This window comes from Spirosoma terrae, from assembly GCF_010435915.1.
Lineage (GTDB): Bacteria > Bacteroidota > Bacteroidia > Cytophagales > Spirosomataceae > Spirosoma > Spirosoma terrae.
The window spans coordinates 187,217-201,746 of the sequence record NZ_JAAFZH010000005.1 but is presented as its reverse complement, the minus strand read 5'-3'; the positions used below and the strand labels follow the sequence as shown (position 1 = coordinate 201,746).

The 14,530-nt window shown below is 50.6% G+C and carries 7 protein-coding genes; all 7 read right to left on the bottom strand.

All coding sequences use genetic code 11. The annotated features are described in order from the left end of the window. Positions 1-129 precede the first annotated feature (129 nt). The 7 genes from GK108_RS13800 to GK108_RS13770 all read right to left on the bottom strand — a co-directional run bounded on the left by GK108_RS13800 (position 130) and on the right by GK108_RS13770 (position 14,528). On the bottom strand, positions 130-2,808 hold the full coding sequence (locus GK108_RS13800; RefSeq protein ID WP_163949058.1) for a PQQ-dependent sugar dehydrogenase: 2,679 nt from the start codon (positions 2,806-2,808) through the stop codon (positions 130-132). 65 nt (positions 2,809-2,873) lie between these two features. Further along, entirely contained in the window at positions 2,874-4,691 is a 1,818-nt protein-coding gene (locus GK108_RS13795; RefSeq protein WP_163949054.1) for a beta-N-acetylhexosaminidase, read from the bottom strand. Between the two features lie 167 nt (positions 4,692-4,858). Next, complete coding sequence (locus tag GK108_RS13790) at positions 4,859-6,580, bottom strand: FAD-dependent oxidoreductase (RefSeq protein ID WP_163949051.1); 1,722 nt, start codon at positions 6,578-6,580, stop codon at positions 4,859-4,861. A 172-nt stretch (positions 6,581-6,752) separates the two neighbouring features. After that, positions 6,753-8,447, bottom strand: coding sequence for a RagB/SusD family nutrient uptake outer membrane protein (locus GK108_RS13785; RefSeq protein ID WP_163949048.1), 1,695 nt, complete (start codon positions 8,445-8,447; stop codon positions 6,753-6,755). Between the two features lie 4 nt (positions 8,448-8,451). Then, complete coding sequence (locus tag GK108_RS13780; protein ID WP_163949045.1) at positions 8,452-11,532, bottom strand: SusC/RagA family TonB-linked outer membrane protein; 3,081 nt, start codon at positions 11,530-11,532, stop codon at positions 8,452-8,454. Between the two features lie 80 nt (positions 11,533-11,612). Beyond that, positions 11,613-13,262 carry a DUF4127 family protein gene (locus tag GK108_RS13775; RefSeq protein WP_163949042.1) on the bottom strand — a complete coding sequence of 550 codons (1,650 nt, stop codon included), beginning with the start codon at positions 13,260-13,262 and terminating at the stop codon, positions 11,613-11,615. A gap of 18 nt (positions 13,263-13,280) precedes the next feature. Beyond that, positions 13,281-14,528, bottom strand: coding sequence for a sugar MFS transporter (locus GK108_RS13770; protein ID WP_163949039.1), 1,248 nt, complete (start codon positions 14,526-14,528; stop codon positions 13,281-13,283). Positions 14,529-14,530: the final 2 nt, after the last annotated feature.

The window sequence follows — 14,530 nt, the reverse complement described above, 5'->3', positions numbered from 1 at the left end:
CAGAGCATACGTCATCAATTACCAAGGCGCGAATTCGCTGCCTCTGTGGGCACTAAGCCTATCGAAAGCTGTCGGATAATACGTTGTCGATTAATCAGTGTATTGTTTTCAATCCGTATCCTGCTCCGTTTATTTCGTTCCGGATGTCCGTTCAAAATACATCCAGTCGATGTAGAATAATTCCTTCTTGTCGGCAGTTGGATTGGTGAATACGAAGTATAGGTTATGTAAACCCTGGGTAGATTTGACGGAAGCGATTACGTCAGTCCAGCCTGTTTTCAAATCAGAAACAGTTCCCGACGGGACTTCTACCGATCCAACAACGGGACCTTTCAGGCTATCTACCCGAACCTCAATCCGGCCACCGGCTCCGTGCGGCTGTACCCGAAATTTGATCTGACTCACGTGGGCCAGGTCGAGCTTGTCGAACACGACGAAACTGTTGTCGTAAATTTTACGGATATAGGAAATAAAGCCCGTATTCGCTGTAGCAATGACGACGCCCACATTGCCCCGGTCGTTATCTTCCATCTGAATCAGCGGGTTACGTAGTGCTACGTATCCGCGGGAGGTGAGCGGCTCAATGCCGTTAGCGCCTTTGTCCGTGTAGCTGGCCAGCAACACATAAGCGCCGTTTGTTCCTTTGCCGACGTGTTCGTTGAGAGTCAATGTCCCCTGCATGGCCAGCTTCGGTTTCTGCTGACTAAGCGACAGTATATAACCAACCATCTCTTTGGCATCCTGGGCTGACAAATCGGGATGCGCCGACATGGCGTATTTTCCCCAAACACCACTGCCCCCCTTAATCACTTTCTGCGCAAGCGGGTCCACTACATCTGGTTTTCCTTTATACCGATCCGATATTGCTCTGAGGCTCGGCCCAATGGAGGTTTTGTCGAGCGCATGACACGATTTGCAGTCAGAAGCGGCTATGAGTTTTTCGCCCTGCACATGTGCCGTTACGGTATGCCCACCCGACAAAACGCTGGCAATGTCTTTGCCATACGGCAGGTACGTAAACGAAGTCGTTACGTTGGCTGGAACGATCGTTTTATCCTCCGGGTCTTTGATGCTGATTCGGTAATCGAGCGTCGTATGATCCCAGTAAAAACTTCGGTTGGCATTCGTGTTGATACGTACCTGTGGCGGTGTATTGCCTACGTGGAGCTTGGTTGTCGACACGCCCTGCCCGCCGTGCTGATCCGACACAATCAACGTAACAGGATAAACACCCGGTTTGCTCAACGTAGTCGTTACGTCGCTACCGGCTAGCTTTTTCGTTCCAATCTGCCACGAATAGGTTAACTGGTCGCCCGCATCATAATCTTTCGAACCAGCCGCCGACAATTTCACCGTCATAGGGGCTGCACCGTATCGCTTTTCGACCTGAATATCAGCAATGGGTTTCCGATTCCCTTCCGAATACTCCACCCGAATTAATCCGGCATCCGTATTATTGGCAAACCAGTTGGTTCCATACGCTAAAATATACAGCGAACCATCCCGGTTAAACTGCATATCCATCGGCGCTACCAGTTTCAAATGAGGCAGAAAAGGCTCCATGCTAACGTAATTACCGTCTTTGTCGAACGTAACGGCCATCATCCAGCGACGTATCCAGTCGTAAATCAGCAGTTTACCATCGTAATAAGCGGGTAATCGATACATAGCATCAGGAAACTGATCACGGTAATACACCGGCCCGGCCATAGCACTGGCCCCACCTTTACCAACCAGCGGAAATCGTTTCGACGCCTGTTTACCGTACCAGATCATTGCGGGCTGTGCCGGTGGCAACTCACGAACGCCCGTGTTGTGCGGAGAGTTGTTGACCGGACGTAGCGGGTCCTGCTTTGGCCCTTCCTGCTTCGTCGCGAAATCGTATTTCGGGAACGCTTCGTTGTTCCCTAAAAAATACGGATACCCAAAAAAGCCCGGTTTGCGAGCCTGATTGATTTCGTCATAACTGAGCGTACCTTCCTCAGCCGGTACGTTCGTATCGGGGCCTACGTCGCCCCAGTAGACATAGCCATTTTTCGGATCGACCGATACACGGAACGGATTTCGGCAACCCATTACGTAAATCTCCGGGCGGCCTTTCGAACCATCTTTCGGGAATAGGTTGCCATCAGGAATTGAATAGGTACCGTCGGGTTCGGGTTTGATACGCAGGATTTTACCGCGCAGATCGTTGCTGTTAGCCGTCGATGCTTGATCGTCTGAGAGTTCGCGACCGGGCCGTTCATCGGTTGGATTGTGCCCTTCAATTTCTTCGGCATTGGTATTATCGCCGGTCGAGAGATAGAGCAACCCGTTCGAAAACGTCAGATAACCCGCCGAGTGGCAACAGTATTTACGTTGCGTCGGTATTTCCAGCAATACCTTTTTCGATGCCTGAATCAGTTGATCACCTTTTAGTTCATACCGCGCCAGATGACTAATCCACTTGTCGCCACCAACGCCGTAGTAGAGGTAAATCCAGTTGTTTTTCGCGTAGTCTGGATCAACGGCAACGCCTAACAATCCATCTTCGATACCGCTGAAGACATTGAGGTGGGCAATTGTTTTTAGCTGTTTTAGCCCGGCATCATATAACCGAATGCCGCCTTTCCGCTCCACAATCAGTACGTTGTCGTTTGGCAGAATACCCATTTCCATGGGCTCGTCCAGGCCCTGAACCAACGCCATCGCCGTAAAACGGCTGCTATCGGGCGCTACTACTACGTTATCGTCCCATAACGTCGATCGCTGGGAATTAAACGAAAACAACGCGATCGACAGAATTAGTAAGAGATTTATTGGTTTCATGAGTTGTAGCCTGGACGTCCACGTCCGGGCGAGCATTAAAATTAACCCGGACGTGGACGTCCAGGCTACTGAACTCGTTTTTCCATATCGGGCAACGTAACGTCAATCATTCGCCCGATTGGTTTGCCGTTACGATACGCCACAACTTTGATCCGATCAGCGCCTTTGGGCATCATAAACGGTTGCGTATAGAGCGGAAAATGATCGTCGGGAATGGTGTTATCCGTCGAATAATACAGATACGTATCGGGCAGTTCATGATTCAGCGTTACCTCGATCATGCCCATCGGATGCTTTTTGAACGTAGCGTAGGGGTTGTAAACTGACCGGGAATAATTCACATCCTGCGCGTCGAATCGCTTGAAATGAACTTCCATTCGATCCACAAAGTTCGTCCAGTTTCGCTGGCCTTTAGGTGACCACAACACCTCCGACAGCGCGAAGGCACGAGGCCAAACCATATATTCGGCATGGCGCGTATTCGGTACGTTCTCCGCCCACAAATTGCCCTGACCACCCAGAATCAACTTCGCATCGACACTATCCGGAACCGGTTCGAACGAATAGGACGTACTGAGTCGGCAAATGCCGTAGGAAGCCGGTTCTGCCGAAGACTCGCCCTGATACAAATCCAGATAACAGAACTGGTACGGCGTCATAATAACCGGATGATTTTGTTTAGCCGCTTCGATCCCGCCTTTCATGCCCCGCCAGCTCATGACGGTAGCATCAGGGGCCAGACCACCTTCCAGAATTTCGTCCCAGCCGATCAGCTTTTTGCCTTTCGACTGAACGATTTTCTCCACCCGTTTGATGAAATAGCTTTGCAGTTCTTCTACGTTTTTCAGGTTGTTAGCCGCCATTGTGGCTTTGCATTCCTCACATTTATCCCAGAATCCTTTGTAGGCTTCGTCGCCCCCAACGTGAATATAGGGTCCCGGAAAGAGCTGGGCAATTTCGGTAAACACCTTGTCGATAAACAGATACGTACTGTCGTTGCAGGGATTTAACGTATTGTCTTCCAGCTTATAAAACTTCCCGTTGGGCGGCACCACCACCTGTTTTTTACCGCAGGTCAGATTTGGATAAGCGGCAATGGCCGACATAATATGGCCCGGCATGTCGATTTCCGGCACTATGGTAATGTTACGTTCCTGTGCGTACCGAACCACTTCCCGAATATCGTCCTGCGTGTAAAAACCACCGTAGGAAGGCACCTCGCTCGGCTGCGGGTTTTCGATGTCCCACCAGCGGCCAGTACGGGGTACGCGCCAGGCTCCCACTTCGGTCAGTTTGGGTAAGCTGTTGATCTGTACACGCCATCCCTGATCGTCGGTGAGATGCCAGTGAAATACGTTGAATTTGTATTGCGCCATCTGGTCAATGAATTTCTTCACGAAGGCTTTATCGAAGAAATGGCGACTCACATCCAGCATCAGACCGCGCCAGCCAAAGCGGGGCTGATCGCGGATATGCAACGCCGGAATCGACTGATCGCGAAACGACTTCGTAACGGGCAACAGTTGCCGCATCGTTTGCAGACCGTAGAAAACGCCAGCAGGTTGTGGAGCTGTCAATGTAATACCCGTCGGCGTCACAAGCAGGTCGTATCCTTCCGGGCCAACACCGTCGATATTCGCCACCCGAACCGTAATGGCTTTTGCCACTTTAGGTGCATCGGAGACTTGAATACCGGGAAGGTTGTCAATCACCATCTTCCGCACATCGGGCGAAGGCGTCAGAATAGCCAGTCGGGTTTGCGGGGTGATAACAAACGCGCCAGAGCGGGGCTCCAGTGTTTGTGGAGCCGGAATAAGCGCTGGTATCGGCGACTGAGCCGTTGCCGTAAATGCCAGCAAAAGCAAGGCAATGAGTTTATACATATTCAGTTACGTTTTTCTTTCGACAGGATTGACAGGATTTGTTACGTGTTAGGCATAGAGGCTGTTTGAGCTTCATAGACATTTGACACCAGTAGGACGCATATCCTTGACAAAATAAATCCTGTTCATCCTGTCAATCCTGTCGAAAATTAGACAACGAATCAGACTTACGGTTTAGGCCAGCTTGTCTCAATTCCCTGCGAACGAATCATCGTCTGAAAATCGTGGAGAAGCGGCTCTTTCTCCCGAACGGCGCGGGGAATTACCTTTTTATCGAGCGAATACGCCACCAGCATGCCCACGGCCTCACCAATACTCCACTCGACTGGATGAAGCCGATAACAGCCGTTCGTGATGTGGGTTGTGCCGATATTTTTGTTGGCAGGAAGCAGGTTATCAACCCGTTTTGGCAGCAGAGCACCTAGCGGAATCTGGAACGGCAGCGAGCCAAAATCAATGTAGTTGTTACCACTGGTGCTGGGGTGTAAATCGATATGATAATAACCTACGCCAACACTGTCATGAAAGTCAGCGGCCGTATTATCTTTCTTGCCCGTAATCAACGCGCGATTGTCAGCCCCAACGTGTTCTTCGAGAACGGTAAAAACGGCTTTGATTCGACGAGACTCCCGAATGTAGGGGTACTTTGCCAGACCATCTTCGGTGCCCATTATGTCGTTACGTAGTCGCAATCCCGACCATCCCTGCCCACCATCGGGTCGGGGCGCTTCGGTTTGTAGCCAATACAATAGCGACAAACTGAGTTGCTTCGCCCGATCTACGTGCTTTTTGAAATTCGTTTCGCTGGCGCCAATCAGATTACCCAGCGTATAATCGTTTTGTGGCCAGTTTACGTTGGAAATATCGCCCAGATACGTACCCGGCTTAAAATTGGCTTTGCTGATAATTCGGCGATAATTCCACAGATTGAGGCTATCACCTGTTTTCAAACCTTCAGGATGAAAACCCAGTTTCTTTGGTTCTAAGGTTTTAGGATTCGAATAGGCCAGATCGAGCAGTTTGCCCGACCAGGCTGGCGTCACGTTGGGCGTGTAGTTTCGCCAGAACTCATATTCTTTGGGCTTGTCGATGACGTGATTGGCTCCGGCTACGTAGTCCATCGCGAAACACATCGTAAACGCCTGGCAATTGTTGGGATCAGCTTTTTCGGGTGCGTGCAATTCCCGCGTTTCCTTCTTCGACTCCGCTCCTGTTACGTATTCGGTGCCTGTCAACGGCAGCAAGTCGCCGAGTTCGGTGGCATCAACAAAATACGGAGCCGAAAGAATTATTTCCTTGCCGCTACGTTGGCTAACGGCTTTCAATGCCCGAACTTTATCGCCCGTGACATCGGCAGCCGTCACCTTGTGTTCGATCAATAAGGTTAGCTGGCCCGTGCTGATATAGGGAGCCAGCATTTGCTGCAATACAGCCAACGCAACTCTGGGTTCATGGCATAATTTAGACACAACGCCATCGCCCGGATTGAGAAACTGACGCGATTTGGCCGAATCGGTTAGCGGGTAATTCTGGATATAATAGGCACGTACCGCTTTACGAAAATCGCGGTAGAGTTTGGTACCGCCGTGTGTTTCAATCCAGTCGTGTTCATCAGGAGGAACGCCCTGCTGGGTCAACTGTCCGCCAATCCAATCGGTTTCTTCCGTCAAAATAACCGTCAATTTGTTCCGAAGCGCAGCCAGAGCAGCCGCACAACCGCCGAGACCACCACCTGCAATCACTAAATCGGCTTTACGTTCAGCCTGTCCAGTACGTAAAAACGACCGCTCTTGATTGGCTTGAGCAGACGTAGATAATGGCAGTAATGGAGCCGCCAAAGCAGCTCCACTCCCAACCGAAAATTGTTCAATAAAACTCCGTCGATTCATTCGTACTGAATTTATTTACTCGTTTATGGTTAAACCGAGTGATTAGGTTGTCACAGACAGCATCCTGCTGTCGAAGCCGTAGGCTAAGTTGTAGCTACCCAGTTAGCCACTGGCGTGGCTTCGACAGCAGGATGCTGTCTGTGACAACAATAGACTATAAACCATAAACTATTTACCACCCCGGATTTTGGGTCAGCGATGGGTTAATATCCCGCTCCGACTGTGGCACGGGCAGCAAGTTAAGCTTTGGATACCAAAACCGATTTTCACGTACCAACCGAAGGCTTTCACTGCCAGTATAAACCGGAATACTATTCAGATCATACGTAGCGTTGGTTTTGAAAGTCGGAATGGCGGGTACTTTGGCCGGATCTTTAGCCACACCCATCACCTGCTGCGGCATCACCAGATCGGCAATATCCCAACGGCGGATATCGAACCAGCGGAAACCTTCCATAGCCAGCTCAGCCACTCGCTCCCGACGTACCAACTGCCGCAATTTAGCCTGATCGTTTCGAATAGCGGTTTCCACAACTGGCTGCCCGGCCCGGCTACGTACCAGATTCAGTGCGTTGATTACGGAAGCGTCGATCTGATTCTGTTCAATTTTTGCTTCCGCATACATCAGCAAAATCTCGGCGTAGCGCATCATAATGAACCCAACACGGGCCGTAAACGCATCTTCGGCCGTGAAGGTATATTTCGCATGAAGCAAACCAACACCACTTTTAGCCGGTCCAAACGCATTATCAAAATCAGCATTCGTAGCGTTTGCCCAGGCACCACTGGCGTTTCGGAACGACGTCGTGTTTTTATAAATATCGTACACCAGCGTTCTGAGGTTCATCGAAATCGTATCGCCCGGAATCGCCACCGTGTATTTCAGACGCAGATCGCGATTTTTGCTTGGCGTGGCTGGATTATACACGGTCGATTCATCGATACGCTTCCCATCTTTGGCTTCGAACATATCGACCAGCCGCTGTTGCGGGAATCGCCCCGACTGGCCACCCGCTGCCCGCGAAATACTGCCCAACGGTAAGTACGTAATGGAATTGGCGTCCGCTTCGGAATGCAGAATCATATACATGATTTCTTTCCCCGCATTGGCCGTCTGCCCGGTTCGCGTAAACAGGTTGCCAAAGTTCGGATTCAGTCCTAGCCCCGCGCCATCGATAATCTGTTTGGTCGTTTCGGCAGCCAGCTGATACTCCTTGTTGAATAAGGCTGTACGAGCTTTGAATCCCAGCGCAACCGCTTTACTCATCCGACCAAAATCGGAGGGTGTCCAGGCCAGCACAGCAGCGGCAGCATCAAGCTCACTATAAATAAACTTGATAATGTCGGCCTTGGAAGCCCGCGTCTGTGAATAAAACTCCGTTGGCAACAGCGGTTTCGTGATCAGTGGCGCATCGCCAAACATGAATGCCAGATAGAAATAAGCGTAGGCACGTAGCACGCGCGCTTCAGCCTGAAGTCGATTATACGTAGCCGCCGGTACGTTATTTTTCCCGACTTCCATCCCCTGCAACATCGTGTTGGCTTGCTGAATCGTCGTGTAGGCAAACGTCCAGATGTTTTTAGGATGCGCGTTGAATACGTCGAAGTTGCCTTCGCCCAAATCGACAGCACGTAGCAAGGCAATATCGGTCCAGCCATCCATCATCGACTGATAGGGTGTATTACCTGTATTCCAGTAGGCCGATTTGTAGATAGCGTTCAGCGCTACGTTCATTTCGGTCTGGTTATTAAAAAACTGACCAGTAGCCGGAGCATCGAGGGGAGCCTGTTCCAGATAATCCTTACAGCCTGAAAACAATGTCATCGACAGGCACAAGCTCGCTATATAGAGAAATCTTTTTTTCATGTCTTTAGAAATTGATGTTCAGACCAACTGTATAGGTTTTCATGATTGGGTAGAACTCGCCACCCGTATCGCGTTGCTCCGGATCGAAGCCAGGGAAGAATTTCGTCCAGGTTATCAGATTCTGGCCACTCAGATACACCCGCGCCGATTTAATTTTCGCTTTTGTTGTCAATGCCGTTGGTATGGTGTAACCCAGTACTACGTTCTTCAGACGCAGATAAGCCGCCGACCGAACCCAGAACGATGATGTTACGTAGTTGTTTGGAATGCTGTTGACCGTCAGACGGGGATAAGCAGCACCGGTATTGTCGGGCGACCAGTAATCCTTCTGATAATCAAACATGGTTCCCTGGAAGTTGGCCGAATAGAAAGGCTGGGCAGCCGTTCCCGACAGGTAGTTATCTTTCTTGCCAACGCCCTGGAAGAAAGCCGTTACGTCGAACCCTTTGTACTGCGCCGACAGATTCACGCTATATTCGTAGCGGGGGAAATAATTACCGAGAATGGTCCGGTCGTAGCTGTCTATTTTGTTGTCCGGTACACCGTTTGGCCCACTAATATCGCGATACCGAATATCACCCGCAGCTGAGTTACCGTACTGGAATGGCGCATTTTTCACTTCTTCGGCACTCTGGAACAAGCCATCGGCAATGTAACCGTAATACGAGTCCAACGCGTAACCTTCCTGCTGAATCGTAGCGCCGTTGATGATCTGTTTACCGCCATTGTTCAGCAGTTTATTTTTCACATCCGATGCATTCAACTGCACTTGGTAGCTGAAATCACGGATTTTGTCGCGCCAGCCGATACCTAGTTCCCAACCCGTATTGCGCATCGATCCGGAGTTCACAAACGGAGCTGTTAAACCAACGTACGACGGAACCGGCACGAGCTGGAGCATATCGACAATGTCGCGCTGGAAGAAATCGGCCGTTACGTTCAGACGGTTGCGCAGGAAGCTGAAATCACCGCCAATGTCCAGAATCTTCGAGGTTTCCCAGCGGATATTAGGATTGGCAGCCGTAGTCAGTGCATAGCCTGGGTTTACTACGTTATTGAAGTAATAGTTGAAAGCCGAACCCGAATTAAACAGCGAATAGGTTGGGTAGTAATCGGACACTCCATTTCGAATCAGGTTCTGGTTACCCAGCGATCCATACGATGCCCGGATTTTCGCTTCGTTTACGACTTTATTCAAACCACTCCAGAAGCTTTCCTGCGAAATCCGCCAACCGGCCGACACCGACGGGAATAACTGCCACCAGTTGTTTTCTCTAAATCGCGACGACGCATCCCAGCGACCATTTACTTCCAGCAGGTATTTTTCGTCGTAATTGTAATTGAACCGACCGTATACCGACACCATCGAAAAGCGACTTTCGCCACCACTCATGCTTTGTCCCAGTTGGTCGCCACTGTTCAGATAAGGGCGGTCGGGCGAGAGGAGATTCTGCCGGAACGTATTCACGTAACTCGTTTTAAAATCTTCCGTACTGAAACCGCCCAGAACCGTAAAGCCGTGTTTACCAACTAATTTGTTATACGTAGCCTGGGTTCTGAACAGGTTCTGCGTATTCTGCGAATAGTTATCGCTCAGCGAGTTCAGGGCTGGCCACGGCCGCGCAAACACCAGCGTATTATTGGCAATGTCGGCGTTATAAATGTCGTACTGGTCCATGAACTGACGGTTTCGGCTCGTGTAATAGTTCGAGCTGTAGGTCGCCAGCAGTTCAAGACCCGGAATTGGCGTATACGTTAGCGTACCTTTAATAATCTGCGAATCGGTCAGGTTGCGGTTAAAGCCACCATCTTCGGCCTGAGCCGCTGGGTTCGCATTCGACCAGCCTTCGCCCCACTGCCCCGTGTTGTACTTACCGGGCGTAATGGCCGGAAAACCCAACATTTCACGGATGATGTACTGGGGCGTGTTTTGGCCGGGCCACAACCGATTCGATTTGTTCAACACTAAGTCCATTGAAGCCGACAGTTTATCGGTAATCGCTACGTCGGAGTTGAACCGCAGATCCATCCGCTTATAGTTGGTATTGGCCGTCAAGCCATTCTGATCCAGAAAACTTCCCGACGCAAATAGTTTCACCCGTTCTCCGCCTACCGATACGTTCAGGTTATGGTTTTGCATCATGCCGTTGTTGGTCAAGACCAGCTTTTTCCAGTCGGTATTAAAAATCGACAGGTTGTCAGGGCCGTTCTTTTCGTAGGCGGCTATCTGCTGCGTAAAGGCGGCAGGCAGACCGCTATTGGCCTGTGCTACGTCCCAAAATTTCATGTGCTCCAGACCGTTCACTTTTTGGGGCAGATCGGTGGGTTCCTGTTTCAGTGCATACGCGTTATAGCTTACGTTCACGCCTTTAGAACCCCGCTTGGTTGTTACGAGCACAACGCCATTGGCCGCCCGCGAACCGTATACGGCAGCCGCAGCCGCATCTTTCAGAATCGATATACTGGCAATGTTGTTGGGATCAATCGCGTCCAGGCTCATTTCAACGTTATCGACCAGAACCAGCGGATTCTGCCCCGCGTTGATCGATCCGACCCCCCGAATTCGGATCGTTCCAGCATCACCGCCCGGAACCCCCGACTGTTGCGTAATGGTTACGCCCGGAGCGGCTCCCTGTAACGCCAGCGAGGTTGACCCTACCTGACGATTGGTGAGTTGTTTACTTTCAATCACGGCAACCGAACCGGTCAGGTTCACTTTCTTCTGCGTACCGTAGCCAACCACAACCACTTCATTCAGCGTTTTGGTATCTTCGGCCAACGCTACGTTGTATTCACCCGCACCATTAAACGGCACTTCTTTGCTAACGGTACCCATAAACGAGAACACCAGTGTTCCGCTTTGCTGGTTTACCCGAATAGTGTACAACCCATCGGCATCGGTGGTCGTGCCTGTAGTCGTATTCTTGACAACGACCGTTACTCCCGGCAAAACGGCTCCGTTGGCATCCGTCACTTTTCCCCGGATCACCTGACTTTGGGCAGCAACGTACTGATGATGGCACAGCGTAATCAGGAAAGCCAACAGCCAGCCTATTCGCCATCCTGGCGTAAATAAGTTTTGCATAATGGAATCAATTAGGAGTTTGAAAAAGATAAAGAGGGTACTTTCCAGCCTACCAGTTCCTTAATAGCGACGGTAGGTTTTTACCTCCCTGCTCTCGTTTTTCGAGAAGAATCGGGAGTCTTCGTGGGCGAACAACGTATATCGAAATCGATCATAGCCTCAAACGTTCGATTCCAGGGTAGTTTAAACTGAAGCGCCGAAGGCTTTGTGCACTGAATAGCCTGTTGCAGACTACCCGGCCGCTTTTCTTCGTAATTAGCGGTTAACTCATCGAACGATTGCTGTAATAATTTCAGGCAATAGTCTTCCACCTGCTTCGTGGTTTCATCGCTCATGAGTGTCGAACTCCGACCAACCTGTTTGGCAAATTGGTTCGCTTTAGCCCGAATGATGTTGTGGAAATAGTAATCGTCCAACACCCGGTGCAGCAAAAACCAGTTCTGGGCTGTCCAGATACGGCTGGCTCGGTCGGGTTGTTTCAGCAGTTTTGCTTCGGCCAGTGTAAACACAACACCTTGTGGCAAAGCCGTTCCGATGGTATTTCCGGCCGTATTCCAGGACGCATACCCACTTAACTCGGGAAGCAGATGGCGTTTTTCAAGCGCCATTGTAAAGGGAGTGTCTCCCCCCTGAACATCGCCTTTCGGATCGACATCGGCTACGATGACGCGCTTTTTCTGACTGATTTTCTCCGCAATTTCGTCGGCAAAACTGTCGGCCCGCCCGGCTTCAAAACGCGAAGCGAATACGTAGTACAACACGTCGGCATCCCGTTCGTCGGTAACTTCCTGCGAGCCCGTCGCTTTGATGTGGAAACTTACGGTCTGACGTAGTGGCCGATCTTCGAACGGCATAACCGTATTCGCTAGTTTTTCCGACGAGTAAACGGCTTTGACTTTAGGGGAATAGTTGGCATGTTTATTCAGCGCACGGGCCAGTAACAGCATCGATACTTCGTCGGCTCCCGGCTGTATGGCGATTTTCTCCGTTAAGTTCAGTCGTTTGGTTTCGGCAATGAGTGTTTCGCGATCGGCGATGTGAACGCCTTTTGGCTTGGCGTCGTCTTGGGTTAACAAAAGGTAGTCGATTACGCCCCGATTTACCAAGTCGATAGCCAGTTGGTTGATTCTCAGGTTCCGGGAACGCGCCATTTTATAATCGGCCAACCCTTCGGCGGGAATCTCCTGTTCGAGTTTGGCGGTTTTGGTTTTCGACTCCGTATCGGTTCCCACCGAAATTTCGGCCCACTCGGCCAATTTCTCCCGATAGGCTCCGTTTTTGCGGTCGGCGGTTGGTGCCAATCGCATCACCACACTTTGGGCATATAGTTTTAAGGCCGGCGCTTTTTTGCGCAGTGCATCGACCACCGCCAACCGTTTCAGTGCTACGTCATACGCTACGTCGTGTACCCGCGATCCGACCAGACCACCATAGGCCAGCATATCGAGCGACAGAATAGCCGCATCGAACGATTTCAGGTCTTGCTTTAACACCCACTCAATGATTTTATCCGACTGACCCGGATCAGTAAACCGACCCAGTAGTGCAAACGGGGGAGTAATCACCTGCGCATCGCCAATCAGGCCCATGCGTTCCGTAAACTGCAAACAAGGCGGCCGATCATCAAGCGGAATTAACAGAATTTTTGCATTGTATGCTGGTCCCTTACTGGCAAAAGTCGATAGACTAAAGCCAGCAAGGAGCATAATAAGGGTAAGGAATCGAGTCATAGTCATCAGAAAAGGAGGTTAGTCGCTGACCGCCGAACGGTAGCCGTTAAGCCCATAGAATAGTATATAACCGTAGCAGACAACGGGAAGCAGAAACGCAACGGACCAGGTATAATGGTCGATCAGTAAACCCTGACAAAACGAAACCACCGCCCCACCCGCAATGGCCGTCGACAGCAATCCAGAAGCCTGCGTTGTGAACGTACCAAGCCCCTGCACCGACAGCGAAAAGATGATGGCAAACATGATCGAATTACACAGTCCGACGGCAATCATGGTCCAGACCGCTACGTGTCCCGATACGTTGATCGAGACAAGCACTAACGTAATAGCCAACGTAGCACAAACCGCCAGCATCGACGATGCTTTGATCGATTTTAGCAGGAAAGCGCCGATGAAACGTCCAACCAGCATGCTGCCCCAGTAAAACGCTACGTAGCTGTTGGCTTCGTTCTCCGATATACGTAACGTATCAGCAATGTAGTTCGTCAGAAACGTGCCGATAGAAACCTCGGCGCCAACGTAGCAGAATAGCCCCCAGATACCAAACTTCAGATTACGGAAGCTAAAAATGCTTTTCCCACTTGTGGTTTCCGCAGACGTATTGTCATTACTGGCCTTAATAACGGGCAGTTTCAATTGCCAGACAACCAGCGCAATAAAAGCCAGCAGAGCGGCTATACCCAGATATGGATACCGAACGGCATCACTCGATTCACCAGCTTTTTCTAAAGGAGCCAGAATAAAATAAGCGCCAAACAACGGTGCAACGGTTGTCCCCATCGACCCAACGCCCTGAATGAGCGTCAGGCGCGACGAAGCTGTATCGGCTGGCCCCAAAATGGTGATATAAGGATTAGCCGCCACCTGTAAAATCACAATGCCGATGGCAATGATGAACAGCGCGGCCAGAAACAACGCATACAGATGCAGGCCCGAAGCCGGAAAAAACAGCACAGCTCCCAAAGCCGCTACGGCAAACCCCATCACCATACCGGTCTTATACCCTACCCGTTCCACGATACGTCCGGCCGGAATCGACATGATTCCGTAGGTTAGAAAAAAATAAAACTGAACCAGCGACGACTGCGAGTATGTCAGATTAAAGCCTTTTTTGAAAAACGGCACCAACGTATCGTTCAGGCAGGTGATAAACCCCATCATAAAATACAGCACTGCCAGCGACAGTAAGGCAGGTGTATAATTGGGGCGAGGTTGGCCCGGTTGCTCATCAACCGTTACGGTCTGGGTAGGAAGAGTTGCCATGT

Excerpts from the sequence above, each read along its gene's own strand:
- GK108_RS13785 (WP_163949048.1), bottom strand. The coding sequence starts at position 8,447 with ATGAAAAAAAGATTTCTCTATATAGCGAGCTTGTGCCTGTCGATGACA.
- GK108_RS13795 (WP_163949054.1), bottom strand. The coding sequence starts at position 4,691 with ATGTATAAACTCATTGCCTTGCTTTTGCTGGCATTTACGGCAACGGCT.
- GK108_RS13800 (WP_163949058.1), bottom strand. The coding sequence starts at position 2,808 with ATGAAACCAATAAATCTCTTACTAATTCTGTCGATCGCGTTGTTTTCG.
- GK108_RS13770 (WP_163949039.1), bottom strand. The coding sequence starts at position 14,528 with ATGGCAACTCTTCCTACCCAGACCGTAACGGTTGATGAGCAACCGGGC.
- GK108_RS13780 (WP_163949045.1), bottom strand. The coding sequence starts at position 11,532 with ATGCAAAACTTATTTACGCCAGGATGGCGAATAGGCTGGCTGTTGGCT.
- GK108_RS13790 (WP_163949051.1), bottom strand. The coding sequence starts at position 6,580 with ATGAATCGACGGAGTTTTATTGAACAATTTTCGGTTGGGAGTGGAGCT.
- GK108_RS13775 (WP_163949042.1), bottom strand. The coding sequence starts at position 13,262 with ATGACTCGATTCCTTACCCTTATTATGCTCCTTGCTGGCTTTAGTCTA.